Origin of the sequence: Streptomyces tricolor (genome assembly GCF_002155905.1) — a bacterium.
Taxonomy (GTDB): domain Bacteria; phylum Actinomycetota; class Actinomycetes; order Streptomycetales; family Streptomycetaceae; genus Streptomyces; species Streptomyces tricolor.
On record NZ_MUMF01000070.1, the window covers coordinates 1 to 25,707 of the forward strand.

21 protein-coding genes are annotated in these 25,707 nt (G+C 72.3%); 13 read left to right on the plus strand and 8 right to left on the minus strand.

All coding sequences use genetic code 11. The features are described 5' to 3' along the window. Both CCN44_RS06150 and CCN44_RS06155 read left to right on the plus strand, forming a co-directional pair. The coding region (locus tag CCN44_RS06150) for a hypothetical protein (protein ID WP_086697074.1) at positions 1-462 on the plus strand (462 nt) is incomplete at its 5' end. A gap of 49 nt (positions 463-511) precedes the next feature. Continuing rightward, positions 512-1,096, plus strand: a complete 585-nt coding sequence (locus CCN44_RS06155) for an RES family NAD+ phosphorylase (protein ID WP_237481876.1) — start codon at positions 512-514, stop codon at positions 1,094-1,096. 74 nt (positions 1,097-1,170) lie between these two features. Here the strand turns inward: CCN44_RS06155 and CCN44_RS06160 are convergent, their stop codons facing one another. After that, the gene (locus tag CCN44_RS06160; RefSeq protein WP_237481877.1) at positions 1,171-2,436 is read right to left on the minus strand and encodes a cation:proton antiporter domain-containing protein; all 1,266 of its coding nucleotides are present in this window, start codon (positions 2,434-2,436) and stop codon (positions 1,171-1,173) included. Positions 2,437-2,629: 193 nt separating this feature from the next. Here CCN44_RS06160 and CCN44_RS06165 point away from each other — a divergent pair, with 193 nt between their 5' ends. Further along, the gene (locus CCN44_RS06165; protein ID WP_059252977.1) at positions 2,630-3,892 is read left to right on the plus strand and encodes an erythromycin esterase family protein; all 1,263 of its coding nucleotides are present in this window, start codon (positions 2,630-2,632) and stop codon (positions 3,890-3,892) included. A 24-nt stretch (positions 3,893-3,916) separates the two neighbouring features. Here the strand turns inward: CCN44_RS06165 and CCN44_RS06170 are convergent, their stop codons facing one another. Beyond that, positions 3,917-5,266 (minus strand): MATE family efflux transporter, encoded by a 1,350-nt coding sequence (locus tag CCN44_RS06170; protein WP_086697078.1) that lies wholly within the window; start codon positions 5,264-5,266, stop codon positions 3,917-3,919. A 187-nt stretch (positions 5,267-5,453) separates the two neighbouring features. Here CCN44_RS06170 and CCN44_RS06175 point away from each other — a divergent pair, with 187 nt between their 5' ends. The 4 genes from CCN44_RS06175 to CCN44_RS06190 all read left to right on the plus strand — a co-directional run bounded on the left by CCN44_RS06175 (position 5,454) and on the right by CCN44_RS06190 (position 11,862). Beyond that, positions 5,454-6,248, plus strand: coding sequence for an enoyl-CoA hydratase/isomerase family protein (locus CCN44_RS06175; RefSeq protein ID WP_059252299.1), 795 nt, complete (start codon positions 5,454-5,456; stop codon positions 6,246-6,248). Between the two features lie 159 nt (positions 6,249-6,407). Beyond that, entirely contained in the window at positions 6,408-7,550 is a 1,143-nt protein-coding gene (locus CCN44_RS06180; RefSeq protein WP_059252300.1) for a GGDEF domain-containing protein, read from the plus strand. A gap of 88 nt (positions 7,551-7,638) precedes the next feature. Next, complete coding sequence (gene hutH, locus CCN44_RS06185; RefSeq protein ID WP_059252301.1) at positions 7,639-9,177, plus strand: histidine ammonia-lyase; 1,539 nt, start codon at positions 7,639-7,641, stop codon at positions 9,175-9,177. A gap of 99 nt (positions 9,178-9,276) precedes the next feature. Beyond that, positions 9,277-11,862: a serine/threonine-protein kinase gene (locus CCN44_RS06190; RefSeq protein ID WP_086697079.1), complete on the plus strand. Its 2,586-nt coding sequence runs from the start codon at positions 9,277-9,279 to the stop codon at positions 11,860-11,862. Positions 11,863-11,869: 7 nt separating this feature from the next. On the opposite strand, the gene CCN44_RS06195 is transcribed toward CCN44_RS06190, so the two are convergent. Both CCN44_RS06195 and CCN44_RS06200 read right to left on the minus strand, forming a co-directional pair. After that, the gene (locus tag CCN44_RS06195; protein ID WP_202430286.1) at positions 11,870-12,667 is read right to left on the minus strand and encodes a hypothetical protein; all 798 of its coding nucleotides are present in this window, start codon (positions 12,665-12,667) and stop codon (positions 11,870-11,872) included. Positions 12,668-12,709: 42 nt separating this feature from the next. Next, positions 12,710-13,042 (minus strand): hypothetical protein, encoded by a 333-nt coding sequence (locus CCN44_RS06200; RefSeq protein WP_086697080.1) that lies wholly within the window; start codon positions 13,040-13,042, stop codon positions 12,710-12,712. A gap of 109 nt (positions 13,043-13,151) precedes the next feature. On the opposite strand from CCN44_RS06200, the gene CCN44_RS06205 reads away from it, so the two are divergent. The 5 genes from CCN44_RS06205 to CCN44_RS06230 all read left to right on the plus strand — a co-directional run bounded on the left by CCN44_RS06205 (position 13,152) and on the right by CCN44_RS06230 (position 20,822). Next, a complete protein-coding gene (locus tag CCN44_RS06205) occupies positions 13,152-13,496 on the plus strand; it encodes a hypothetical protein (RefSeq protein ID WP_059252305.1) in 345 nt (114 codons plus the stop codon). 228 nt (positions 13,497-13,724) lie between these two features. Then, the gene (locus tag CCN44_RS06210; protein WP_059252306.1) at positions 13,725-14,969 is read left to right on the plus strand and encodes a L,D-transpeptidase; all 1,245 of its coding nucleotides are present in this window, start codon (positions 13,725-13,727) and stop codon (positions 14,967-14,969) included. A gap of 133 nt (positions 14,970-15,102) precedes the next feature. Next, positions 15,103-16,545 carry an ABC transporter permease gene (locus CCN44_RS06215; protein WP_086697081.1) on the plus strand — a complete coding sequence of 481 codons (1,443 nt, stop codon included), beginning with the start codon at positions 15,103-15,105 and terminating at the stop codon, positions 16,543-16,545. Positions 16,546-16,590: 45 nt separating this feature from the next. Continuing rightward, positions 16,591-17,274, plus strand: coding sequence for an ABC transporter ATP-binding protein (locus tag CCN44_RS06220; protein ID WP_059252308.1), 684 nt, complete (start codon positions 16,591-16,593; stop codon positions 17,272-17,274). Between the two features lie 302 nt (positions 17,275-17,576). Further along, on the plus strand, positions 17,577-20,822 hold the full coding sequence (locus CCN44_RS06230) for a S8 family peptidase (protein ID WP_086697082.1): 3,246 nt from the start codon (positions 17,577-17,579) through the stop codon (positions 20,820-20,822). A gap of 96 nt (positions 20,823-20,918) precedes the next feature. Here CCN44_RS06230 and CCN44_RS06235 read toward each other — a convergent pair whose 3' ends face one another. Further along, a complete protein-coding gene (locus tag CCN44_RS06235; RefSeq protein WP_059252310.1) occupies positions 20,919-21,830 on the minus strand; it encodes a helix-turn-helix domain-containing protein in 912 nt (303 codons plus the stop codon). Positions 21,831-21,997: 167 nt separating this feature from the next. Here CCN44_RS06235 and CCN44_RS06245 point away from each other — a divergent pair, with 167 nt between their 5' ends. After that, the gene (locus CCN44_RS06245) at positions 21,998-23,038 is read left to right on the plus strand and encodes an NAD(P)-dependent alcohol dehydrogenase (protein WP_059252311.1); all 1,041 of its coding nucleotides are present in this window, start codon (positions 21,998-22,000) and stop codon (positions 23,036-23,038) included. A 196-nt stretch (positions 23,039-23,234) separates the two neighbouring features. Here CCN44_RS06245 and CCN44_RS06250 read toward each other — a convergent pair whose 3' ends face one another. The 3 genes from CCN44_RS06250 to CCN44_RS06260 form a co-directional block, all read right to left on the minus strand. After that, entirely contained in the window at positions 23,235-23,960 is a 726-nt protein-coding gene (locus CCN44_RS06250; protein WP_059252312.1) for a Type 1 glutamine amidotransferase-like domain-containing protein, read from the minus strand. 232 nt (positions 23,961-24,192) lie between these two features. After that, positions 24,193-24,537, minus strand: a complete 345-nt coding sequence (locus CCN44_RS06255) for a hypothetical protein (protein ID WP_059252313.1) — start codon at positions 24,535-24,537, stop codon at positions 24,193-24,195. Positions 24,538-24,543: 6 nt separating this feature from the next. Continuing rightward, complete coding sequence (locus tag CCN44_RS06260; RefSeq protein WP_059252314.1) at positions 24,544-25,662, minus strand: hypothetical protein; 1,119 nt, start codon at positions 25,660-25,662, stop codon at positions 24,544-24,546. Between the last annotated feature and the right edge of the window lie 45 nt (positions 25,663-25,707).

A 25,707-nucleotide genomic window follows, 5' to 3' on the forward strand; every position in this document is an offset into this window, starting at 1 on the left:
CGCGCCGCCGACCGCGGCCGACGGCGCGAGCAGGAGCGTGCCGAGGAGGTGCGGGAGCGGCGTCGGCACGCCCAGGAACTGCGCGCGTGCTACGTCGCCCTGAACACCTCCGCCCGCCAGTACCTGGCCGCGCTCACCGACCAGGTGCACGCGCTGGGCCGGGACGAGGAGCTGCGGACCGCGCGACGACGGCTCACGGAGGCCCGCGACCAGTACCGGGACGTGTACGCGGAGGCCCAGATGCGGATGCCCGACCGGGTGCTCGCCCTCGCGGGTGGCCTCAGCCACGACCTGGGGACGGTCTACGGCATGGTCCGGCGCCTGGACGACGGCGTCCCCCGCGCCGGTGACAGCCCGACCGCCGTGCGGGAGAGCATCGACGCGCTGTGGGACCGGCTCCGGCGGATGCGGCAGGAGATGCGCTCCGAGCTGGGTGAGTTCCGGACGGATTCCGGGCGTTGAGGGACCGGCGCACGCCGTCTCGCCGCCGTGCGCGCCAGGGCTCGGCATAGTGGCAGGTGATCGGCGCCGGGGCCGGGCGCCGAGACTGGCGAACATCCACTTCCACGGGGGCCGTTTCGACGGCACGGTGCTGGACCAGTACCACAGCCTGTACCTGGCGGAGACCGCGCTGACCGCGCTCGCGGAGAGCGTGCTCCGCTCCCGGCCCTTCGCATCGCCGGTAGGGGACCGTACGATCCCCTACCGCGCCGTCTGGCAGCGCTCGCTGAGCTGTCTGCGCACCCGGTCCGACCTGATCCTGGTCTCCCTGGTCAGGGGCGCCGACCTGGCCGCCGTCTGCCAGGACGCCACCCTCCTGGAGGACGAGGCCAACTACGCGCGGGCGCGGCGCCGGTCGAGCGAGATCCGGGCGCAGGCGTCCGACGTCATGGGGCTGATCTGGGAGTCGCGGCGCAACCGGTCCGCGCATGCCATGGTGCTCTACCACGACCGCTGCCTGGGCCAGGACGGCTCACCGCTGGAGGTGCTGCCCGACCGCGGCATCCCGGACCTCGGCGCAGCGGAGGGCCGGGAGCGGGCCGACGAGCTGCTCGCGCCGCTGCGGGCGAGGATCGCGCGACCCGAACGGCCCTGACGCCCCGGCGCGCCCCGTCCGCGGACCCGCGCGCCGCCCTCCTCGCCCACGGACCGGGCCCCGCCCCGGTGGGGTCAGTGTCTGGCGGCGGGCGGCTGGGCGTCGCGGGCCGCCGGGACGAGGGGGTGATCGGCGAGGGGGCGCGGCTGGAAGAGCGACAGAAGCGGCCCGGCCATCGCGGTCGTCACGACGGCCATGGCGACCATCAGGGAGAACAACCGCTCGTCGAGCACCCCGAGTTGCAGCCCGGCGGTCAGGATGATCAGCTCGGTCAGGCCCCTGGTGTTCATGAGCGTGGCGAGCACCGCCGACTGGCGCGCCGTGACCCCGTGCGCCCGGGCGCTCAGGAACGCGCCGAGGAATTTGCCGCTGACCGCGACCAGCAGGACGAGACCGAAGTCCAGCCATCCGGACCGCCCCAGGTCCGACAGGTCGACCTTCAGGCCCACGCTGATGAAGAACACCGGCAGCAGCAGATGGCTGCTCACCTCGCCGATGCGGTCGGTGATGTCGGCGCGCAGCCGCTCGGTGGACTCCTTCGGCATCACCACCCCGAAGAAGAACGCGCCGAAGATGAAGTGCAGGCCGATCTTCTCCGTGACCGCCCCCGACACGAGCAGCCCGGCGAGCACGGCCGTCAGCGCCGCGGGGCTCAGCCGGGCCGTGCCGGCACCGGCGGCGAGCAGCCGGCGCAACAGCGGACGCACCACCCACAGCATCACCCCGGTGTACGGCACGAGCAGCAGCAGGTACCACGGGCCGGCGCCGCCCCCGCCGGCCAGCGCGACCACGGCGGCGAGCATGCACCACGCGAGGACGTCACCGATCGCGGCGCAGGCCAGCGCCAGTCCGCCGACCGGCGTGTGCTGCATCTCGCGGTCCGTGAGAATGCGGGCCAGCACCGGAAAGGCGGTCACCGACATCGCCGTACCCATGAACAGCACGAAACCCAGCCGGTGATCCGGGGCGTGGTCCTCGGCCAGCAGCAGGGCGAGCAGCGCGCCGAGTCCGAACGGCAGCAGAATCGAGGAGACCGAGACGGTCGCCGCCAGCCGTCCGGTGCCGCGGAGGATTTTCCGGTCGAGTTCCAGGCCCACGATGAACATGAATACGGCCATGCCGACATCCGCGAGTGCCGTGAGCATCGGCCGGATATCGCTGGGAAACAGGAAGTCCGATACCTCCTGGCCCAGTAATGTGGGCCCGAGCAGGATGCCCGCGAGCACCTCGCCGATGACCGCGGGTTGGGAGAATCGCCGTGCCAGCGCGCCCAGAAGATGGGCGAGAACGAGAATGAGGGCCAGGTCGGAGAAGAGCGCGAACAGTTGGTTCGTGGTCACCGGTCCCTGCCTTGATGACGGGCCGCGTGCGCCGCCCGGAATTCGATGAGGTGCCGCCGACGTGCCCCGCCATGCTTCGTTGTACCGGCCCGCTTTGTCAACGGCGGCAATCTTGAACACGCGCATGGCCGGTGAAAAGGAGACCGGAAATCCCCTTGACGGAGAACGCCGGGGAATGGAAAACGGGGAGAGAATGACGAACGGGGAAGTGCGCCGGTGGCTCGCGGAGCACGCCTGGCCGCTGAAAGAGCCGGACGGCGGGTACGGCGGGCCCGCGGAACCGGGCGACGCGGACCTGGCGCCGCTGCGCGAGGTCCTGCGGGACGTCCGCGTCCTGGGCATGGGCGAGGCGACGCACGGGACCGCCGAGTTCTTCCGGCTCAAGCACCGCCTGCTGCGCTTCCTGGTCCGGGACCTCGGCTGCACCACCCTGGCCCTGGAGGCGAGCGCCTCGGCCGCGCGGGCCGTGGACGACCACGTACGGCACGGAACCGGCGATGCCGCCGCCGCGCTCGCCGGGCTCGGCTTCTGGACCTGGCGCACCCGCGAGATGCTCGACGTCGTCGAGTGGCTGCGCGCCCACAACCGCACGGTCCCGCCGGAGCACGCCGTGCGCTTCGTCGGGATCGACCCCCAGCGCTGCGGTCCCTCCCTGGCCGCCGTCGAAGCCGTGCTGCGCGCCGCCGCCCCGGAGCGCGCCCCTCTCGCCGACGGTCCGCTCGCCGCCCTGGCGGACGCCCCGGCGGGCTCACTGGCCGCCTGCGGCCCCGAACTTCTCGCCGCCGCCGACGACTTGACGGCCTTCCTCGAACAGGAGCGGCCCCGGCTGGCCGACCGGGCCGGAGCCGAGGCGGCGGACCGTGCGCTCGGCCACGCGCGCCTGATCGCCGCGGCGGCCGACGTGGCCGCCCGGCCGCCGCACGGCACCGGCGCCGAGCCGGGCGCGCTCGCGGCCCGTGACCGGCACATGGCGCGGGCGGTGCTCGCGGCGGCGGAGCGGGCCGCCGGACCGGTGGCCGTCTGGGCGCACAACGGGCATGTGGCGAGCGAGCCGTACGGTGGAGGGGTGCCGGCCATGGGGCAGCACCTCAGAGCGCGCCTCGGCGCGCGCTACTACGCCCTGGGCCTGCTCTTCGGGGCGGGCGCCTTCCGCGCCCGGCCCGGAACCGCCGGGCGCCGCCCGCCGAGGAGACACACGGTCGGCGCGGCCGGCCCGCGGTCCCTGGAGGGGCAGCTCGCCGCCGCCACCCCCGGGGACCACCTGATCGACCTGCGGGCCGGCCGGGCCGACCCCGCCGTCGCCCGGTGGCTGGACACCCGGCACTTCGTACGGGCCTTCGGTGCCGGGGTGCCCCGCGTGACGTACCGGATGCAGCTGGCCGCGGCGGTGCCCGGCCGGGCGTACGACGGCCTGGCGTACGTGGCCCGCTCGACCCCCTCCGTCCCGCTGGACTGAAGCCCTCCGGCAGGGGCGCGTCCCTCAGGCCGCGGCCGGGGCGGCCGTCGGCTCCAGGGCGTCGACCCCTCGGTGGAAGCGCCGCAGGAGGAGCACCGCGGTGGCGGCCAGGCCGGTGAGCAGGCCGAGCCAGACGCCGAGGGTGTCCAGGCCGGCGGCCGGGCCGAGGAGCGCGGCGGCCGGCAGGCCGATCAGCCAGTACCCGACGAGCGTGACCCGGAAGCCGCCCTTGGTGTCGTCCAGGCCGCGCAGCAGGCCGACGCCGATGTTCTGGGTGCAGTCGAAGAACTGCAGGACGGCGGCGACGAGCAGCAGATGCGTGGCGATGTCGGTCGCGGACGCGTCGCCGGTGTCGAAGAACGGGGCCAGCACCAGGCGCGGCACGGTGACGTAGACGACGGCCACGGCGGCCATGACCGCCGCGGCGCAGGCCAGGGCCGTGGTCTTCAGGCGCCGCGCCGCGGCCGTGTTGCCCAGGGCGAGTTCCCGGCTGACACCGAGGGACGCGGCGTGCGAGAGGCCCACGGCGATCTGGAAGACGATGTAGACGAGTTGGTTGACGGCGGTGTGCGCCGCCAGCGCGGCGGTGCCGAAGCTGCCGACGAGCAGGGCGACGACGGAGAAGAAGCCCGCCTCGGAGCCGTAGGTGGCGGCGATCGGCGCGCCGAGGGAGGCCAGGCGGCGCAGGGTGGCGGGGCGGGTGCGCCAGATGCGCAGCGAGAGCAGCGGGGCGAGCCGGGCGTCGCGGCGGGCGGAGGCGTACAGGGCGAGGAACGACAGGGCGTACACGGTGGTCGTGGCCAGGCCGATGCCCGGCAGGCCCAGCTCCGGCAAGCCCCAGGTGCCGTGGATGAACAGCCAGTTGAGTCCGGCGTTGACCGCGATCGAGGCGATCGTGATGCGCAGCAGCGCCTGCGGCCGGCGCATGCCGACGGTGAACTGGCGGATCGCCTGGAACCACAGACAGGGGATCAGCCCGGGCGCCATGGCGTACAGCACGGGCTTCGCCGCGTCGACGACGTCCGGGTCCTGGCCGAGCAGGACCACGGCGTGCCCGACGAGCACCATCAGCACCGCGCCGGCCAGCCCCGCCAGCGTGGCCAGCAGCAGGCTCGCCCGCACCAGGTCCCGTACCTCTTCCCGGGCCCGCGGATCGCTCTCGTCCGCCTCGGCGCGCGCGTCGGCCGCGGCGATCTGGTTGCCGACGGCGGTGACGAGCCCGACGCCCATGGTGCGCAGCTGGTTGAAGATCACCATGGCGAGACCGCCGGCGGCGAGCAGCGCCTTGCGGGGGCGGGGCTTGCGGTGCCGTCCGCGCCGTACGCCCGGCGCGCGCTCCTGTCCCGCCCGGAACTGCTCAGGTATCGGTGTCATGGGTTTCCTCCCCGCCGCGCGCCATGGCGAGCGCACGCTATGCGCTGCTGTGGGCGATGTGCGGGGAGACGGCCGGGATGTCACTCGAACGGGCGAACGGGCGGAGACTTCCGGGCTTCACGGGACGGGGCGCAGCTGCGATGATCGGGCCGACGGTCAGTTAACCCGCGTTAACCGGAGGGGTGTCATGAGCGAGGAGCGGTTCGGGGAGTTCGTGCTGGTGCGGCGGCACGGGCACGTCGCGGAGCTGGTGCTGGACCGGCCCAAGGCGATGAACGCCGTCTCCACGGAGATGGCCCGCTCCCTCACGGGCGCGTGCGCCGCGCTCGCCGCCGACCGGGACGCCCGCGTGGTCGTCCTGACCTCGTCGCACGAGCGGGCGTTCTGCGTCGGCGCGGACCTGAAGGAGCGGAACTCCTTCACCGACGCCGACCTGGTACGGCAGCGGCCGGTCGCGCGGGCCGCGTACACCGGGGTGCTGGAGCTGCCGATGCCGACGATCGCCGCGGTGCACGGCTTCGCCCTGGGCGGCGGTTTCGAGCTGGCCCTCTCCTGCGACCTGATCGTGGCCGACCCCACGGCCGTGGTGGGGCTGCCGGAGGTGTCCGTGGGGGTCATCCCGGGCGGCGGCGGCACCCAGCTGCTGCCCCGGCGGGTCGGCGCGGCGCGCGCGGCCGAGCTGATCTTCTCGGCGCGGCGGGTGGAGGCCGCGGAGGCGGCCGAGCTGGGGTTGGTGGACCGGGTGGTGGAGACCGGCCGGGACCGCGAGGAGGCGCTGGCGCTCGGCGAGCGGATCGCCGCCAATTCGCCGGTGGGCCTGCGGGCGGCCAAGCGGGCCCTGCGGCTGGGGCACGGGCTCGACCTGCGGGCCGGCCTGGAGGTCGAGGACGCGGCGTGGCGTTCGGTGGCGTTCTCGGGGGACCGGGCGGAGGGGGTGGCGGCGTTCAACGAGAAGCGCAAGCCCGAGTGGCCGGGCGAATGAACCGGCCTGTGCCCCGGCAGGGGCGCGGGGAACTGTGCGACCGGCCTCGATGCCACCCGCGCACGGCGACGGTCGGCGGCCCCGAGCCGGTAGCCGCACATTCCACCTGATCGCCGCACCAACAGCCCTATCCGGAGCATTCCTCCCTAACCTGGAGTAATGGGCGAGGACAAGCGGCTAACGGCAGTCGTGGCGCTGGCGCAGGGAATGGCGGCGGCCCACACCCCGCGGGAGTGCTGGCAGGCCGCCGCCCGCGGCGCCTGCCGCGCGCTGGACGGCAGCTTCGCCGCGCTGTCGGTGTGGGAGCGGGAGCTCGGCCGGCTCCGGGTCCTCGTGAACGTGGGGGAACGCGCCCCGGACGAGCTGGAGTTCCCGGAGGCCGAGACCTACCCGGTGCACCAGTTTCCGGAGATCACCGAGTTCCTGCACGAGCGGTGGGCCGGCGGCGGGGGCCCCCATGCCTGGGTGGAGACGGCCGAGGGGGCGGCGAAGGGCACCCCCGGCTACCTCCACCAGCGCGTCGCCGCCCTGCGGCGCCGGGGCCGCGGCTGCTGTGTCGTCGCCCCGGTCGTCCTGCACGGCCGGGCCTGGGGCGAGCTGTATGTGGCGCGCGCGGTCGGCGAGCCCCTCTTCGCGCGGGCCGACGCCGACTTCGCCACCGTGCTCGCCGCCGTCGTCGCCGCGGGCATCGCGCAGACCGAGCGGCTGGAGGAGGCCCGCCGGCTGGCGTACACCGACGCCCTGACCGGACTCGCCAACCGCCGTGCCGTGGACGTGCGCCTGGGCGAGGCCGTGGAGCGGCACCGGGCGGAGGGCGTGGTCGTCAGCCTGGTCGTCTGCGACCTCAACGGGCTCAAGCGGGTCAACGACACCCTCGGGCACGCCGTCGGCGACCGGCTCCTGGAACGCTTCGGCTCGGTGCTCTCGCTGTGCGGCGCGATGGTGCCGGGCGCGCTGGTCGCCCGGCTCGGCGGGGACGAGTTCTGTCTGCTGGCGGTCGGGCCGCCGGCCGACGACGTGGTGAAGGCCGCGGACGAGCTGTGCCGGCGGGCCGGCGAGCTGGAGCTGGGGGAGGGGGTCGCCTGCGGGGTCGCCTCGACCGAGGATCCGGTCGGGGAGGTGCGGGACGCCCGCCGGCTGTTCCGGCTCGCGGACGCCGCCCAGTACCGGGCCAAGGCCCTGCGCCTGGACCGGCCGGTGGTGGCGGGCCGGGAGGGGCCGGAGGATCCGGTCGTACGGCTGGCCGACGAGCCGCCGCCCTCCCGGGCCGAGCGGCGCCGGTTCCGCGGGCGCCGGCCGTGAGGCGAAGCCCACACGCTGCGGTAAGGGTCGCCCCCGGACTCCACTAGTGACATCACCGCATTCAATGCGTACGCTCCTGAATATGGATATGCACACTGTGGTGGTGGGGACGTCCGGTGTCACGGCGTCCGACGTTCTCGCCGTGGCGCGCGGCGGTGCCCGCATCGAGCTGTCGGCACAGGCGGTGGCGGCCCTGGCGGCGGCCCGGGAGATCGTGGACGCCCTGGCGGCCAAGCCGGACCCGGTCTACGGCGTCTCCACCGGCTTCGGCGCCCTGGCGACCCGGCACATCAGCCAGGAACTCCGTGCCCAGCTGCAGCGCAACATCGTCCGCTCGCACGCCGCCGGGATGGGACCGCGGGTCGAGCGGGAGGTCGTACGGGCCCTGATGTTCCTGCGGCTCAAGACCGTCTGCTCCGGGCACACCGGGGTGCGGCCCGAGGTCGCGCAGACCATGGCCGACGTGCTGAACGCCGGCATCACCCCGGTCGTGCACGAGTACGGCTCCCTCGGCTGCTCCGGCGACCTCGCCCCGCTCTCCCACTGCGCCCTCACCCTGATGGGGGAGGGGGAGGCCGAGGGGCCCGACGGGCGCGTGCGGCCCGCCGGTGAGCTGCTCGCCGAGCACGGGATCCAGCCCGTCGAGCTGCGCGAGAAGGAGGGCCTCGCCCTCCTCAACGGCACCGACGGCATGCTCGGCATGCTGATCATGGCTCTCGCCGACCTGGACACCCTGTACAAGTCCGCCGACGTCACCGCCGCCCTCAGCCTGGAGGCCCTCCTCGGCACGGACAAGGTGCTGGCGCCCGAACTGCACGCCATCCGGCCGCACCCGGGGCAGGGCGCCTCCGCCGCCAACATGCTCGCCGTGCTGAAGGGTTCGGGGCTCACCGGCCATCACCAGGACGACGCGCCTCGCGTCCAGGACGCCTACTCCGTGCGCTGCGCCCCGCAGGTCGCCGGCGCGGGACGGGACACGCTCGCGCACGCCCGGCTCGTCGCCGAGCGCGAGCTGGCCTCCGCCGTCGACAACCCCGTGGTCCTGCCCGACGGTCGCGTGGAGTCCAACGGCAACTTCCACGGCGCGCCCGTGGCCTACGTCCTGGACTTCCTCGCCATCGCCGCCGCCGACCTCGGCTCCATCGCCGAGCGCCGCACCGACCGGCTGCTGGACAAGAACCGCAGCCACGGCCTGCCGCCGTTCCTCGCCGACGACGCCGGCGTGGACTCCGGCCTGATGATCGCCCAGTACACGCAGGCGGCGCTGGTCAGCGAGCTGAAGCGGCTCGCCGTACCGGCCTCCGCGGACTCCATCCCGTCCTCCGCCATGCAGGAGGACCACGTCTCCATGGGCTGGTCGGCGGCCCGCAAGCTGCGCACCGCCGTCGACAACCTCACCCGGATCATCGCCATCGAGCTGTACGCGGCCACCCGCGCCGTCGAGCTGCGCGAGGGCCTCACCCCGGCGCCCGCCACCCGGGCGGTCATCGAGGCCGTACGGGCCGCGGGCGTGCAGGGCCCGGGCCCGGACCGGTTCCTGGCGCCCGACCTGGCCGCCGCCGACGCGTTCGTGCGCGGGGGCCACCTCGTCAGCGCCGTCGAGACCGTGACGGGTCCGCTGGCCTGACCCACGGCCCGGTGGGGGGCACCGGCCGGCGCCCCCCATTACGGCGAACACCGGCCGGTGAAGCCGTACGCTGTCCCTCCCGGCGAAGGGGGGACGCCTGTGCTGCACGTGCCGCTGCACCGCGGATTCCGGTTCATCCACGAGCCGTTACCCGTCGGCGACGCGTCCATCCCGGTGCTGGGGCACGGGGAACTCGTCGCCCTGCTGCGCGAGCGGCTCGTGTACTCGCACGGCGGCACCTTCCTGGTCACCGGATTCCGCGGGGTCGGCAAGACCACCCTCGTGCTGCGCGCCCTCGCCGAGGCCGTCACCGAGCCCGCCGCGGGCGCACGCGACGGGCGACGCCCCGACCACGACGTCCTGCTGACGGTCCATCTGAGCGTCGCGCGCCGGATGGCGGCGGACCAGCTGCTCTTCGCCGTCGTCCGGCGCATCTTCGAGACCCTGGACGACCAGGGGCTCTTCCGGCGACTGCCGCCGGACATCCAGGAGTCGCTGCTCCTCGCCTACACCCGGACCTCCCTGTCCTTCACCCAGACCCACTCGGAGGGCACCGAGCGCGGCGGAACCCTGGGCGTGGGCCTGCAGCGCGGTCCGGCACCCACGCTGGGCCTGACCGGCAAGCGGACCAGGACCCGCACCACCGAAGCCGCGTTCCTCGCCTACTCCGAGACCGACGTGGAGCACGATCTCGTGCGCATCATCGGCCTGCTCAGCGGCCGGGACGACCGTCCCCGCCCGCGGGGTCCGCTGCGCCGCCGCAGACCCCGGCTGCGGATCCATCCGGTCATCGTGCTCGACGAGATCGACAAACTGACCGACAACGACGACGAGGCCATCGCCGACCTGGAGAAACTGCTCGGCTCGCTCAAGAACGTCCTCACCGCCCGCGGCGCCCACTTCATCCTGGTCGCCGGCCCCGACCTGCACGACCGGGCCCTCACGGACGCGGACCGCGGCAACGGCCTCTACGAGAGCGTCTTCGCCTGGCGGATGTACGTGCCCTGCCTGTGGGCGGCACCGGAGCGCCTGGTCAAGGAGCTGACCGAGCGGGCGCGCGCGGAACTGGGGCTGCGGCCGGAGCCGATCCCGGCCGCGCAGCCGGACCGCACACTGGATCTGAGCGCCCCCGAGGGCGAGCCCCTGCGGCTGGCCATGTTCGTCTCCTACCTGCGCTTCAAGGCGCGAGGCGTGCCGCGCCGGCTGCTCCAGGAGTTCAATTCCCTGATCACGTGGGACGGCACCGGACGCCCCTCCCTGCATCTGGGGCCGGACGACTGGCAACGGGTGCTGTTCTACAACCACCTGGACGCGATCGTGTCGGAAACCGTCTCCGCCGCCGCGACGAACGTTCTGGCCCCCGTGCCGATCGACGACGACCGCTGGCGGCTGGGCGGCTACCACGTGACCGAGTGGGCGCTGCGCAGCCGCGGCAGGGTGTTCACGGCGGAGGACGTGACCGCCCGCGGGCAGCTCGACCCGCTGCTCCGGATGGACACCCCCGCGGTCGAACGGCTCCTGCGCCATCTCGCCCGGCGGCGCGTCCTGGAGGTGGTGAGCGAGCCCGGCCGTCCCGACGCCACCGTGTACGGCAATCCCGGGGACGCCGGCGCCACCCGGTACCGGCTCACCGACACCTATCTCGGCCAGGTGGCGGGCCTGGCCCGGCACAACGAGAGCGAACGGGCCGAACTACGGCTGCCGGCGCCCGCGCCGCCCAGCGCCGACGCCGACGCCGACGCGACCACCGTGCTGCGCGCGGACCGCGGGCCCGCCCCCGCGCCGGAGCCGGACCCCGGCCCCTCGGTCACCTTCTCGGGCCGGCTGCCCGCGATCACCCGCCTCGCCGACCGGTACGAGGTGCACCAGATGATCGGCACCGGCGGCATGGGCGCGGTCTACCGCGGACGCGACCTGCGGACCGGCGAGGACGTGGCGATCAAGCTGCTGCACGGGGGACTGGCCGAGGACGAGATGATCCTGCGGCGCTTCCGCCGCGAGGGCGAGATCGCTCTGCGGGTGCGGCATCCCAACATCGTCCGGACCATCGCGGCGGTGGAGTCCCCGGAGCCCGCCCTGGTCATGGAACTGGTCGACGGGCCCTCGCTGGCCGACCTGCTGGACGAGAACGGCACCCTCGCCACCGCGGACGTCATCCGCCTGGGCAGGAGCCTCGGGGAGGCCCTGGTCCACCTGGACTCCCTCCGCCTCTCCCGGGTCGACCTCAAGCCGGCCAACATCATCGACCACCCGGTCCGGGGCGCGGTGATCATCGACCTGGGCATCGCGCGGGCGATGGACGAAGCGGAGGGAAGGCGCTTCACCCGGGCCGGGGACGTGGTCGGCACCCCCGCCTACATGGCGCCCGAGCAGTTCATGTCGGCGCGCGAGGCGGACATCAGATCGGATCTGTACTCGCTGGGAGCGGTGATGTACCAGTGCATCATGGGACGCCCGCTGCACGACGGCGCCAACGTGGTGGAGATCGCCTTCTCCATCCTGCGCAACCCCGTCTCGGTCGACGGCCTCCCGGTCTCCTCCCAGCTCCGCGACGTCCTGGCGACCTGTCTCGCCCGCGACCCCGCGGACCGCTACCAGGAGCCCGCCGCGTTCCTGCGGGCCCTGGCGGACACGCCGGAGGCCCGGGAGCTGTCCGAGCAGGACGAGCGGCCCCGGGCCTCCTGACAAGCTGTCACTTCAGCTTGGCGGCCTGCGCCTTCACGACCGGAGCGGAGACCGTGTAGGCCTTCTTGGTCATCATCGCGCCGATGTTGATCGTGGTGTACACGGCGAGGGTGTTCCCGTGCCGCACGACCTCGGCGTGCAGCGGCAGCGCGCCGTCCTTGCCCGCGTCGTTGACCGCGGTGAAGGCGACCGACTCGTCACCCGTGCCGGAGGACTTCTCCTCGGCGACCTTGGTGAACTTGCCCTTCTCGCCGTCCTGCTCGCCGGCGAAGCCGCCCGCGCAGGCCTTGACCGCGTCGGAGACCGACTTCAGGCCCTGCTCGGCGCCGTCCCCGTCGTACGAGGCCAGGGTGACCACGGTGACGTCCAGGTCCATGGACTTGTTGAGCGCGTCCTCGAACTCGCCGCTCTCCAGGTCGTCCAGGGAGGTGGCGTCGTCCGTGGGGTCCTTCTTCTTCTCCTCGGTGGCCATGCGGTCGGTGTGCGCCGCGGGGTCGCCGGGGGCGATGCCGGTGAAGGCCCGGAGCACCGGTTCGCACTTGGCGTCCTCGGAGGTGACCTTGCTCTTGTCGGGGATGCCGCCCTCGACCGCGCCGACCTTGTGCCCGGGCACGTCACCCTGGGCGATGATCAGCTTCTTCAACTCGGCGGCGCTCAGCGCCTTCGCGGCCGGCTTCGACCCGTCCTTGCCCGAGGTGTCCCCGGAGTCCTTCGACCCTCCGTCGGAACAACCCGTGATGAGGGCGAGCGACAGCGCGCTCACAGCTGCGGTGGCGCACAGCCGCACGCCCGATGATCTCTTCATGAGCGAACTATGCGGGCGCTGTCAAGGATTAGTCAAGAAAAATTAAAAGCCCAGGCGTTCGCGACGCACCGAATACACGACGAATCCGGCACCCACGGCGAGGAAGAGGCTGCCGCCGATGACATACGGGGTGGTGTCGAAGGCGCCCGTGTCGGCCAGTTCGGTCTCCTCCGCCGCGGTGTCCGCGGACCGGGTGGTCGACGCCGTCACCGCTCTGGCCTGTGTGACCTGCGTGACCTGCGGCGAGGCGGAGGTGGCTGCCGTCTCTCTCGCCGGGGCGTCCTGCGAGGCGTTCGCGGACGGGACGAACCACAGCGCGCAGAGCAGGGTGCCCGCGGCGGTGGCGGTCAGCAGCGGACGGCGAGCGGATGACACGGAATATCGATCCCCTTGTGACGCTGGCGAATTGGCCGTGTGGGGCGATGTTAGTGAAAGGCGCGGGTCACAGGAAAGTCACGGGAGGTTTCGGTCGTACGCTCCCGCCATGAGCACAGAAGAGACATCACGTTTTGTACGGCTTCGGGTGGAGCTGGTGCTGGAGGTGCAGGACGACGACGAGGTGGCCAAGGCCGCGCTGCGCCGGATCGCCGAGGATCCCGAGCTGCCCGAGGGGGAGCGGACCCAGGCCGAGGGGGCTGTGACGGAGGACACCGCGGAGGCCCTGGCCTATCTCGTGGACCCCTTCGACCTGGTCAGCGAGGTCCCCGGGGTGGAGCTCCAGCAGGCGTCCTGGTCCAGCGAGCGGATCGACTACGACCCCGATTCGCCCGACTGGGATCTGGACGAGGATGATGGGGCGGACGACGAGGAAGAGGACGGCATCGGCTGAGCGTCCCGGGGCACCCATGACCCCGGACGGCAACCGCCGTCCGGGGTTTCGTCGTCCCAGGGGGCGTACGGACCGAATCCCCGCACCACCCCGCCACCGCGCTCCGCGGACGTGGGATGCCCCACAGACCCGCGGTCTGTGGAACGGGACGGACCGGCCGTAGCGTTGAAGGTTCTTGACGGGGGCTCTCGGGGTTTTCGCGACTCGGCAACGATGGAGAAGCTTGTGATGACGGACAGTAAGCGGCGCAGGGGCCTGGCGGCCGCGTCCGCTCTGCTCGGCGGTGTGCTGGTGCTCACGGCGTGTTCCGGCGGGGACGACGCCTCCGGGGGCGGCGGCGACTCCTCGCAGGCCAAGGTCGACGCGGCGGCGGCCAAGAAGTCGTCCGAGGCGCAGATCACGATCACGCCGAAGGACGGCTCCAACAACGCCTCGATCAACAACTCCGCCGCCGTCACGGTGCGCAAGGGCACCCTCACGGGCGTCACGATGACCACCCAGGACGGCAAGGCCGTCGCGGGCCAGGTGTCCGCCGACAAGAAGAGCTGGAAGCCCACCGTCCAGCTGGAGCGCTCCACCACCTACAAGGTCGCCGCGGAGGCCAAGGACTCCGAGGGCCGCATAGCCCACGAGAACGCCTCCTTCACCACGGTCTCGCCGGCCAACAGCTTCATCGGCACCTTCACCCCGGACAACGGCGCCACCGTCGGCGTGGGCATGCCGGTGTCGATCAACTTCGACAAGGCGATCACCAACAAGGCGGCCGTGCAGAAGGGCATCACGGTCAGCTCCAGCAGCGGCCAGGAGGTCGCCTGCCACTGGTTCAACGCCAACCGCATGGACTGCCGCCCGGAGGAGTACTGGAAGGAGGGCTCCACCGTCACCCTGAAGCTCGCGCTCGACGGCGTCCAGGGCGCCAGCGGCGTCTACGGCGTCCAGCAGAAGACGGTGACCTTCCGCATCGGCCGCAACCAGGTCTCCTACGTCGACGCGCAGACCAAGCAGATGAAGATCACGCGCAACGGCAAGGTCGTCAAGACCATCCCGATCTCCGCCGGCTCGCCCGACAACAAGACGTACGAGGGCCAGATGGTGATCTCCGAGAAGTTCAAGGAGACCCGTATGAACGGCGCGACGGTCGGCTTCACCGACGACGACGGCAAGGGCGAGTACGACATCAAGGACGTGCCGCACGCCATGCGCCTGACCACCTCCGGCACCTTCATCCACGGCAACTACTGGGGCGCGCCCTCGGTCTTCGGCAACGTGAACACCAGCCACGGCTGCGTCGGCCTCCAGGACAAGAAGGGTGCCGGCGACCCCAGCACGCCGGCGGCCTGGTTCTACAACAACACCCTGATCGGTGACGTCGTGGTCGTCCAGAACACCGGCGACAAGACCGTCTCGCCGGACAACGGCCTCAATGGCTGGAACATGGACTGGGCGCAGTGGAAGGCCGGCTCGGCCCTCTGACCCATCCTCAACACCTCACCCGATGCCGCCCCCAGGGGCGGCATCGGCGTGTACGGCCCCGGTCACGGCCTTCTCATGCTCCTCTTATGCCGGCCTCAAGGTGCCATCACGGTCCGTCCCTAGCTTTCGGGCCATGTTCTTCACCTACCTGAGGCGCGAACTGCGCCGCCGCAGAAAGGCGGCCCTCGTCGTCGCCTCCGGCCTCGCGCTGGGCATCGCGCTGGTCATCGTGGTCAACTCCGTGTCCCAGGGCATGGGGAAGGCCCAGGACCAGGTCCTCCAGTCGCTGTACGGGCTGGGCACGGACATGACCGTCACCAAGGCGGCGTCGGCGCCCGCCGGCGACGACAGCGAGCGGCCCCGCTTCCGGTTCGACGCGCGCAGCAGCGACGACGACTCCACCCAGAGCAGCGACCGCGTCATGGTGCAGGGCTTCCAGACCCTGTCCGCATCGACCGTGGCGAAGGTCGGCGAGCAGTCCGGCGTCTCGGACGCGGTCGGCGGGCTGAGCCTGCAGGTCCTCAAGGTCAGCGGCCAGTTCACGCGCGGTCAGTTCCAGCAGGACGGGGGCGGCGGGGAACTCCGGCGCGGCGGAGACGGTGGCCCGCAGGGCGGCGTGCAGGGCGGCGGCGCCGACTTCGACGTCAACAGCTACTCCGTCTACGGCACCGACGTCACCGAGCCCGGCCTCGGCCCGCTGACCTCCTCCAAGATCACCAGCGGCCGTACGTTCAGGACGACGGAGACGAACGCCAAGGTCGCCGTCGCCGACTCCGCCTACGCCAAGGAGAAGAAGTACACGGTCGGTTCCACCGTCACCGTCAAGGACGTCACGTTCCGGGTGATCGGCATCGCCACCGCCGACAGCGGGGACCCGGCGGCCGACCTGTACCTCCCGCTGGGGCAGGCGCAGACCCTCAGCGACGCGAAGAACAAGGTCACCACGATCTATGTCAAGGCGACCGACTCCCAGCGGATCGACGGCGTCAAGGCGGAGATCCAGAAGAACGTGCCCGGTACGACGGTCACCACCTCCGCCGACCTGGCGGACACCGTCTCCGGCTCGCTGTCCACCGCCTCCTCCCTCGCCACCGAGGTCGGCCGGTGGCTGTCCCTCGCGGTGCTGGTGGCCGCGTTCCTGGTGGCCGGCCTGCTCACCTCCTCGGCGGTCTCCCGCCGGGTCCGCGAGTTCGGCACGCTGAAGGCGCTGGGCTGGAAGTCGGGCCGGGTGACCGGGCAGGTGGTCGGCGAGGCCGTCGTGGGCGGCCTGGCCGGCGGCGCCCTCGGCATCGCCCTGGGCCTCGCGGGCGCCTACGCGGTCACCGCCGTCAGCCCCAGCCTTCAGGCGCAGCTCGGCGGCACGGGCGGCGGCGGTGGCTTCAGCGGCGGCGGCCCCGCCGGACCGCGCCGTACGGCGGCGAAGACCCTCGACGTGGCCCTCACGGCCCCGGTCAGCGTGGCCACGATCGTCCTGGCGGTGGGCCTGGCGGTGGCGGGCGGCCTGGTCGCCGGAGCGTTCGGCGGCTGGCGCGCGTCCCGCCTGCGCCCGGCGGACGCGCTGCGGCGGGTGGAGTAGAACCCCTTCCCACCCGCAGCCGACAACGAACCCAGGAGCCACCCCATGTACGAACTGAAGAACGTCACCAAGCGCTACACCAGAGGCAAGGACACCGTCCACGCCCTCGACGGAATAGATCTCACCATCGCCGACGGAGACCGACTCGTCATCCAGGGCCCCACCGGCGGCGGAAAATCCACCCTTCTCCAGATGCTCGGCGCCCTCGACCGCCCCACCTCCGGCGACATCGTCCTCGACGGCACGGATCTGGCCACGCTGACCGAAGCCCGGCTGACAAAAGTCCGCAGCGAGAACATCGGTTTCGTCTTCCAGTCCTTCAACCTCATCCCCACCCTCACCGCCCAGGAGAACGTCGAAACCGCCCTCGTACCCCTCGGCATCAAGGCGAAGGAACGGCGCGAACTCGCCGCGGACGCGCTGAAGTCCGTCGGTCTCGCCGAACGCCTCGGCCATCTCCCCGGCGAGATGTCCGGAGGGCAGCAGCAGCGCGTCGCCATCGCCCGGGCCGTGGTGAAGAAGCCCAAGGTGCTGCTGGCCGACGAGCCGACCGGCAACCTCGACGAGGGCACGCGGGACGAGATCATGGACGTACTCGAACGCCTGTGGAAGGAGCACGGGCTGACCTTCGTCATGGTCACCCACGATTCCACGCTGGCGAAAAAGGCCCCGCGCCTGGCCACCCTGCGCAAGGGAAGGATCACGGTGACGGAGAACGCCCGCACCTGACGGCGTATAACACCCCGGCGACATCATGCACTTCGCGGTTCTGTAACGGTGTCCCGGACACCGCGTAACAGTTTCCGGATGCGCTTTCCCGCCTCTCTCTCCTCTATTGAGCCGTCTGATCACCCCCCGGCATACTGCGTGCTCCGGGGGGTCGACGTGCATACGTGCGAGTCAACCCCCGACCGGGTGAACGGGGAATTCGCCCGGTACTCCATCTCCAGGGGGAGAACTTGCGCAGACAAGTGAAAAGAGCAGCTGCGGCCACCGTCGCCACGGCCGCAGCAGTCGCCCTCGCAGCGGGTATGACCAGCCCCGCGTCGGCGAAGCCCGCGCCCGCCTCGGCGGCCGGCACGGCCGCCCCGAAGGTCACCGCCCGGCACCACGTCACCCTGATCACCGGTGACCGGGTCGCCCTCGACGCCAAGGGCCGCATCGTCGGCCTGGAGCGGGCCAAGGGGCGCGAGCACATACCCTTCCAGGTCCGCAAGGCCGCCGGACACACACTGGTCGTCCCCGCCGACGCGGCCCGCCTGGTCGCCTCCGGCACGCTGGACCAGCGCCTGTTCGACATCACCGAGCTGAACAAGGCCGCCACCCGCAAGGCCCAGAAGAACGGCCTGAAGGTCATCGTCGGCTACCGGGGCGCCGCCACCGCCGCCAAGGCCGACGTCCGCGACGCGGGCACCCTGCGCCGCAGCCTGAAGACGCTCAACGCGGACGCCGTGCAGACCCCGGCCGAGGCCACCCCCGAGCTGTGGGACGCCGTCACCAACGGCGACCGCACCGCCTCCGGCATCGCGCACGTCTGGCTCGACGGCGTCCGCAAGGCCTCGCTCGACACGTCCGTACCGCAGATCGGCGCCCCCACCGCGTGGCGGGCCGGCTACACGGGCAAGGGCGTCAAGGTCGCCGTCCTCGACACCGGTGTGGACACCGGCCACCCGGACCTCAAGGACCAGGTGCTGGAGTCCAAGAACTTCACCGCCGCCGCCGACGCCGCCGACCACTTCGGACACGGCACGCACGTCGCCTCCATCGTGGCGGGCACCGGCGCCAAGTCGGGCGGGAAGTTCAAGGGGGTGGCCCCGGACGCCAAGCTCCTCAACGGCAAGGTCCTGGACGACTCCGGCTCCGGTGACGACTCCGGCATCCTCGCCGGCATGGAGTGGGCCGCCGCGCAGGGCGCCGACGTCATCAACCTCAGCCTCGGCGGCTACGACACGCCCGAGATCGACCCGCTCGAAGCCGAGGTCAACAAGCTCTCCGCCGAGAAGGGAATCCTGTTCGCGATCGCCGCGGGCAACGAGGGTCCCCAGTCGATCGGTTCGCCCGGCAGCGCGGACGCCGCGCTCACCGTGGGCGCCGTCGACGCCAAGGACAAGCTCGCCGACTTCTCCTCCACCGGCCCGCGCGTCGGCGACGGCGCCATCAAGCCGGACGTCACCGCGCCGGGCGTGGACATCACCGCCGCCGCGGCCAAGGGCAGCGTCATCGGCCAGGAGGTCGGCGAGAAGCCCGAGGGCTACCTGACCATCTCCGGCACCTCGATGGCCACCCCGCACGTCGCGGGCGCCGCCGCCATCCTGAAGCAGGAGCACCCCGACTGGGGCCACGCCGAGCTGAAGGGCGCCCTCACCGGCTCCACCAAGGGCGGCGCGTACACCCCGTTCCAGCAGGGCTCGGGCCGTATCCAGGTCGACAAGGCCATCGAGCAGTCGGTCGTCGCCGACCCGGTCTCGGTGAGCTTCGGTGTGCAGCAGTGGCCGCACACCGACGACAAGCCGGTCACCAAGAAGCTGACGTACCGCAACCTCGGCGACAAGGCCGTCACGCTCAGCCTGACCAGCACCGCCACCAACCCCAAGGGCGCGGCGGCCCCGGCGGGCTTCTTCACGCTCGGCGCGACGAAGGTGACCGTCCCGGCGCACGGCACGGCCGCGGTCGACCTCACCGTCGACACCAAGCTGGGCGGCACCGTCGACGGCGCCTACGCGGCGTACGTGACGGCGACCGGCGACGGCCAGACGGTCCGCACGGCCGCCGCGGTGCAGCGCGAGGTGGAGTCGTACGACCTCACCCTGAAGTTCATCGGCCGCGACGGCAAGCCGACCCCGAACTACGGCGCCGACCTCAGCGGCGTCGCGGGCCTGGCCGGCGGCGTCTGGCTGAACCCGTACGACAAGTCCGGCACGGTGAAGGTGCGCGCGCCCAAGGGCACGTACATCCTCAACACCTCGCTCTACGGCGACCCGCAGGACGCCACCAAGGGCATCGACTGGATCGCGCAGCCGAAGCTGACCGTCGCCAAGAAGCAGACGCTCACCATCGACGCGCGCAAGGCCAAGCCGGTGGACATCACCGTCCCGGCCGCGGGCGCGAAGTCCGTGTTCGCCTCGCCCGGGTACGACGTGAGGATCGGCGACAACCAGTACGGCTACGGCTGGTTCCTGGACACGTACAAGAACTTCCGCAGCGCCCACCTGGGCCCGCAGCTGCCCGCCGGTTCGCTGCGCCAGCAGTGGGACGCGCACTGGAGCAAGGGCGCGAACGAGCAGTACGACGTCACCTCCGGCGGCCCGGTCAAGCAGCTCGCCACCGGCTACACCAAGCACTACAAGGCGAGCGAGCTGGCCACCGTGAAGGCCCGGCTGGGCGCCCCGGCCAAGGGCAAGAAGGGATCGATCGACGCGGTGGGCTGGCTGCCCGGCAGCACCAGCGCCTCCTCTGTCAGCATCCCGCAGTCCCTGCCCGCCACCCGCACCCTGCACCTGTCCGCCACCGGCGGCGTGCAGTGGCAGCTGGAGTTCCAGCAGAACGGCGGTCTCGACCAGGACGGCTTCCCGGTCACCGAGGCCGGCTACGGTCTCGGCCAGTTCACCTTCAAGGCCGGCAAGACCTACACCAAGACGGTCAACACCGCGGTCTTCGGCCCGCGCCTGGGCAAGGCCTACGGCCTCTTCCGGGACGGCAACGAGATCTTCGGTTCGCTGCCGCTGTTCGCCGACTCCGCCGGGCACGCCGGGTACTCGCAGCTCACCTCGGTGAACACCACGCTGTACCGCAACGGCACCAAGGTCGGCTCGAACACCGACCCGCTGTTCGGCGAGAAGACCTTCAAGGTCCCGGCCGGTGACGCCGCGTACAAGCTGACCACCTCGGTGCAGCGGTCCTCGAAGGTGGCGGAGGCCTCGACGCGGATCGACGCGGCCTGGACCTTCCGCTCCAAGAAGCCGGCGGGCTTCACCCAGCTGCCCGCCTCCGCGCTGCGCTTCGGCGCCACGACCGGGCTGGACAGCCGGGTCGCGGCCGGCAAGACGGTCACCTTCCCGGTCACCGTCGAGGGCTCCGCCGCGGGCCGCAACCTGAAGTCCCTCGCCGTCTACGTCTCCTACGACGGCAAGAACTTCAAGAAGGTCACCGTCAAGAACGGCAAGATCACGGTGAAGAACCCGGCGAAGAACAAGGCCGTCTCGTTCCGCACCAAGATCACCGACAAGAAGGGCAACACGTCGGAGATCACGATCTACAACGCGTACTTCGGCAAGTGAGCCTTCACTAGCCGGGTGCCCCGATGACGAGCGGCCCGCGGGAAGCCTGTGCTTCCCGCGGGCCGTTCGCCGCTCCGACGGGGTTCTCAGGCCGCCCTAGGCGGACGGTACGGCGCGGGTCGCGTCCGTGCCCCAGCTGGCCAGCAGGCGCAGGGAGTCGGCGGAGGGCGAACCCGGTTCCGCGTGATAGGTGACCAGGGACTGCTCCGAGCCGTCGGTCAGACGGAAACTCTCAAAGTTCAGGGCCAGGTCGCCCACCAGGGGATGGTGCAGGTGCTTGACGCCGTGGCTCTTCTCCTTGACGTCGTGCGTGGCCCACAGCCGGCGGAACTCCTCGCTCTTCACCGACAGCTCACCCACCAGAGCCGACAGCCGCGTGTCGTCCGGATCGCAGCCCGCGTCCATGCGCAGCGCGCACACGATGTCGATCGCCTTCTGCTCCCAGTCGACGAACAGGTCCCGGTAGTCCGGGCGCAGGAAGACCAGCCGCGCCCAGTTCCGCTCGGCCGGCGGCAGCTCCGCCCAGTCGCCGAACAGGGCCGCCGCCATCCGGTTCCAGGCGAGGATCTCCGCCCGCCGGCCCACGATGTACGCCGGCACACCGTCCATCGTGTCCAGCAGCTGCCGCAGCGCTCCGCGCACCTGCTGCTGCCGCGCCGCCGGCTTCTTCTTGTGCGCCTTCGGCTTGGCCAGATGGGTCAGGTGCGCGTGCTCGGCGTCCGTCAGCCGCAGCGCCCGGGCGATCGAGGCCAGCACCTCCGCCGACACGTTCCGGCCGTTGCCCTGCTCCAGCCGGGTGTAGTACGCCACCGACACCCCGGCCAGCTGCGCCAGCTCCTCGCGGCGCAGCCCCGGCACCCGGCGGTGCCGTCCGAAGTCGGCCAGACCCACGTCCTCGGGCTTCAGCCGGGCCCGCCGGCTGCGCAGGAACTCGCTCAGTTCCGCCCGCCGGTCCAGGCGCCGGCCGGCGGCCGCTCCCGCGTCCGGCTGCTCGTTCCTGCTGTCCATACGCCCAGTATTCCTGGTCGTAGGCCCGTGAGCCTGACCCCGCCGGTGGTAGGCACAGCGGTCGTACGCAAAGCCGTGGTCTGGGTGGCAGGCCGGCCGCGCGGCAGGGTGGACGTCGTGCCCGGTGGAAGGCAGCCGGGCGCGAGACCCCCTAGGAGAACCCCCGCATGACCACTGTTGCTGCGTACGCCGCGCCCGCCGCGAAGGCCCCGCTGGAGCGGACGACCATCGAGCGACGCGCGGTCGGCGAGTCCGACGTCCTGATCGACATCAAGTTCGCCGGTATCTGTCACTCCGACATCCACCAGGCCCGCGAGGGCTGGGGCGAGGCGATCTTCCCGATGGTCCCCGGCCACGAGATCGCCGGCGTCGTCGCCGAGGTCGGCCCCGGCGTGACGAAGTTCAAGGTCGGCGACCGGGTGGGCGTCGGCTGCATGGTCGACTCCTGCCGCGAGTGCGAGAACTGCCTGCGAGGCGAGGAGCAGTACTGCCTCAACGGCATGGTCGGCACCTACAACGCCGTCGGCAAGGACGGCGAGCCCACCTACGGCGGCTACTCCGAGAAGATCGTCGTCGACGAGAACTACGTCGTCCGCATCCCCGACGGCCTGTCCCTGGACGTGGCCGCGCCGCTGCTGTGCGCGGGCATCACCACGTACTCCCCGCTGCGCCACTGGAACGCCGGCCCCGGCAAGAAGGTGGCGATCGTGGGTCTGGGCGGCCTCGGCCACATGGCCGTCAAGATCGCGCACGCCATGGGCGCCGAGGTGACGGTCCTCTCCCAGTCCCTGCGCAAGAAGGACGACGGCCTGAAGCTGGGCGCCGACCACTACCACGCCACCAGCGACCCGAAGACCTTCGAGGAGCTGGCCGGCACCTTCGACCTGATCGTCTCGACCGTGTCGGCGCCGATGGACTTCGGCGCGCTGCTGTCGCTGCTGAAGGTGGACGGCGCCCTGGTGAACGTGGGCGCGCCCGAGGAGCCCATCGCCCTCAACCTGTTCTCGGTGATCGGCGGCCGCAAGACCCTCGCCGGCTCCATGATCGGCGGCATCCGCGAGACCCAGGAGATGCTGGACTTCTGCGCGGCGCACGGCATCGGCGCCGAGATCGAGCTGATCAGCGCGGCCGAGGTCAACGAGGCGTACGAGCGGGTGCTGGCGAGCGACGTGCGCTACCGCTTCGTCATCGACACCGCCACGATCTGACCTGCGGTCCGCCGGGCCGTGGTCCTGCTGGGCCGTGGTCTCGCTGAGCCGTGGTCCTGTCGGGTCGTAGACCCGCCGGGGCTGCGGCCTGCTGGGCCGCGGCCTGTGGCGGATCGTCTGCCGGGTGCGGGTTCTGCCGGGTGCGGGGCGTCGTGCGTGTGCGCGCGGTTCCCCGCGTCCCTTCCGGGCGCCTCCCCTAGCGCAGCTCGAAGCCCTCGCCGGCGCCGTACGCCCGCACCAGCACGTCCCCGTCCGCCGCGGGCCGTACGAGGTGAACCCGTCCGGCCCCGGACACCCGGGCCCCGCCGTCTCCCACCGTGAGCAGCGTGTTCTCGTCCACGGCGACCCCGTACGGCACCTCGCCGCGCGCGACCGCCGACACCAGCCGTGGCAGCGTGCCCCACTGGGCCGCGTGCACGTCCACCGCGAACGGCACCAGGCCGAGCCCCGCCCGCACCTCGACCTCGTCCAAGTCCTCCCCGGTCTCGTCGGGGCACACCGGCACCCCGTCCACCAGCCAGCCGCCGACCACGGCCCGCCGCGCGGCCACGGCCGCACCGGCGGAGAAACCGGCGTACGGCACACCGCGCGCGGCCAGCAGCCCCGGCAGCCGCTCCCGGCACCCCGCGAGCGCCTCCTGGTACGCGGGCGTGAGCCCGCCGCACACCAGCAGCCCGTCGATCCCCTCCAACGCGGCCTCCGGCTCGAACCGGCCGCCGAGCGGCACCAGCAGCGGCACCGGGTCGCACGCGGGCCCGGCCTTCCGCAGCGCCGTCGCATACCGCTCGAACTGCGCCGCCCCGTCCCCCTCGTCGAGCACCAGACACCCGACGCGCCGCTCGCCGCGCAGCTCCCGCAGGAACGGCTCGTACACCTCGGCGCGGTCCCAGCCGCCGCCGATCAGAAACACAGAACTCCCCATGACCTCCCTTTCGGTCCCGTCGGACACGAGGGGCGAATCTACGCGGCCGGGGCCGGAGCCGTCGCTCGATTTACCTGCTCAGCGGCGCACCCGGACACGGGGAGGAGTCCGGCCGCGGTGCCACGGCCGGGTCGCCGTGGAGCGCGTCGGAGCCGAGGGGGGCTGCTCGGGGAGGTGCCGGACGGCCGGGCCGTACGGCGATGACGAGGGACGCCGTCGCCCCCCCCCGCGCTCATCGTTCGAGGAAGCGGGGGTCCGGCCAGGCGGTGACCGGCTCGTCGGAGACCGAGTAGATCTCCAGCAGCGACAGGTAGCCGTCCTCGGTGCAGACCATCACACCGGCCGCGTGCGGGGCCCGGTACCAGGCGTCCACGGCCGGATTGCCATGGGGCGGCGCGGGATCCGCCGCCGTACGGTCCACCCGCAGATCGACCGTCGCGCAGCCGCAGCCGCACCGGCCCACGACCCGCGTGTGCGGAATCTGCGCCAGCAGGGCCCTGCTCACCGGATCCGCACCGGCCAGCAGCGCCCGCAGCGTCGCCGTCGCCTCCGCCGACAGCCGTTCAGCCTTCTGCACCCGGTCTCAGACCGTCGCCGCCGCGGCCTGTGCCGCCTCCCGCACCACGGTGTTGCGGACCTGGCAGTAGTACCCGGCCATGTCACCCCGGTAGCGCCACGGCAGCGCGTTCACATGCCCGTCGACCAGCTTGAACTGCTCCAGCGCCGCCTCGTTGCGGTCCTGGAGGTGCAGATAGAACGCCAGCAGGTGACGCAGTTCCGGCAGCCGCGGGTGGGACGGGTCGGCCGCCGCCGCGTCCGCGAGGGCCGCCTCGACCCGGGCGAGCATCTGCGGCGTGTTGTCGGCCGCCGTGTCGTCCGACTCGTCGTGCTCGAAGTGCGCGATGAGCGGCAGCGCCGTCAGCAGGCTGCCCAGCGGCGCGGCGGCAGCCGCCCGCTCGGCGAACTCGAAGGCCTGCCGCTCCGAGCCGCGCCACTTCGCGCACCAGTACTGGAGCGCCGAGAAGTGGGCCTCGTAGTGGTGCGGGGCGCGGGCGGTGATCTCCGCCCACAGCTTGTCCATCTCGGCGTTCGGGTAGCCGAGGCCCAGTGCCACCCAGATCTCCGCGATGTACGGCGTCGGGTCGTCCGGGTTCAGCGCCGCCGCCCTGGCGACCTCCTCACGGGCGCCGGCCAGCGTGCGGTGGAAGGCGTCGAACTGCTCCCCGGTCGTGTACTGGGCGCGCTTGCCGCCCCGCAGCTTCCAGGCCAGGATCACCGTGCTGCGCGCCCGGACCACGGCCGCGTCCGGGTCGTCGGGCCGTACGGCCTCCCACGCCAGCAGCCAGGCGTCCTCCTCGGCCGCGCAGTCGGCCAGCAGATAGGCGAGCGCCGACCGGCGCTCCCAGTCCCGGCCGACCGAGGCGAGCAGATCGGCGGCCGGCACCCAGTCGCCGCCGCGCACCGCGGCGAGCGCGGTGGTCCACTCCGCCGGAAGCGGCGCGGCGAGGTCGGTGTTCTGCCGCTCTGCGGGCAGCAGCCCGAGCTTCTCCGCGGCCTGCGCGGCCTCGGCGGCCTCCGCCGCCTCCGCGTCGTCGTCGGGGCTCGGGTTGAAGAACTCCTTCAGGAACACCCAGGCCAGCCACAACGCGAAGATCAGCGTGGGGACGGCCAGGACGCCCAGGATCCAGAAGAGGACGGTCATCGGGGTCGGTCCGTTTCTTTGGGGACAGCGGGGAGACGTCTGGGG

Excerpts from the sequence above, each read along its gene's own strand:
- CCN44_RS06165 (WP_059252977.1), top strand. The coding sequence starts at position 2,630 with ATGACGAACGGGGAAGTGCGCCGGTGGCTCGCGGAGCACGCCTGGCCG.
- CCN44_RS06170 (WP_086697078.1), bottom strand. The coding sequence starts at position 5,266 with ATGACACCGATACCTGAGCAGTTCCGGGCGGGACAGGAGCGCGCGCCG.
- CCN44_RS06175 (WP_059252299.1), top strand. The coding sequence starts at position 5,454 with ATGAGCGAGGAGCGGTTCGGGGAGTTCGTGCTGGTGCGGCGGCACGGG.
- CCN44_RS06180 (WP_059252300.1), top strand. The coding sequence starts at position 6,408 with ATGGGCGAGGACAAGCGGCTAACGGCAGTCGTGGCGCTGGCGCAGGGA.
- hutH (WP_059252301.1), top strand. The coding sequence starts at position 7,639 with ATGCACACTGTGGTGGTGGGGACGTCCGGTGTCACGGCGTCCGACGTT.
- CCN44_RS06195 (WP_202430286.1), bottom strand. The coding sequence starts at position 12,667 with ATGAAGAGATCATCGGGCGTGCGGCTGTGCGCCACCGCAGCTGTGAGC.
- CCN44_RS06205 (WP_059252305.1), top strand. The coding sequence starts at position 13,152 with ATGAGCACAGAAGAGACATCACGTTTTGTACGGCTTCGGGTGGAGCTG.
- CCN44_RS06210 (WP_059252306.1), top strand. The coding sequence starts at position 13,725 with ATGACGGACAGTAAGCGGCGCAGGGGCCTGGCGGCCGCGTCCGCTCTG.
- CCN44_RS06215 (WP_086697081.1), top strand. The coding sequence starts at position 15,103 with ATGTTCTTCACCTACCTGAGGCGCGAACTGCGCCGCCGCAGAAAGGCG.
- CCN44_RS06220 (WP_059252308.1), top strand. The coding sequence starts at position 16,591 with ATGTACGAACTGAAGAACGTCACCAAGCGCTACACCAGAGGCAAGGAC.
- CCN44_RS06230 (WP_086697082.1), top strand. The coding sequence starts at position 17,577 with ATGACCAGCCCCGCGTCGGCGAAGCCCGCGCCCGCCTCGGCGGCCGGC.
- CCN44_RS06235 (WP_059252310.1), bottom strand. The coding sequence starts at position 21,830 with ATGGACAGCAGGAACGAGCAGCCGGACGCGGGAGCGGCCGCCGGCCGG.
- CCN44_RS06245 (WP_059252311.1), top strand. The coding sequence starts at position 21,998 with ATGACCACTGTTGCTGCGTACGCCGCGCCCGCCGCGAAGGCCCCGCTG.
- CCN44_RS06250 (WP_059252312.1), bottom strand. The coding sequence starts at position 23,960 with ATGGGGAGTTCTGTGTTTCTGATCGGCGGCGGCTGGGACCGCGCCGAG.
- CCN44_RS06260 (WP_059252314.1), bottom strand. The coding sequence starts at position 25,662 with ATGACCGTCCTCTTCTGGATCCTGGGCGTCCTGGCCGTCCCCACGCTG.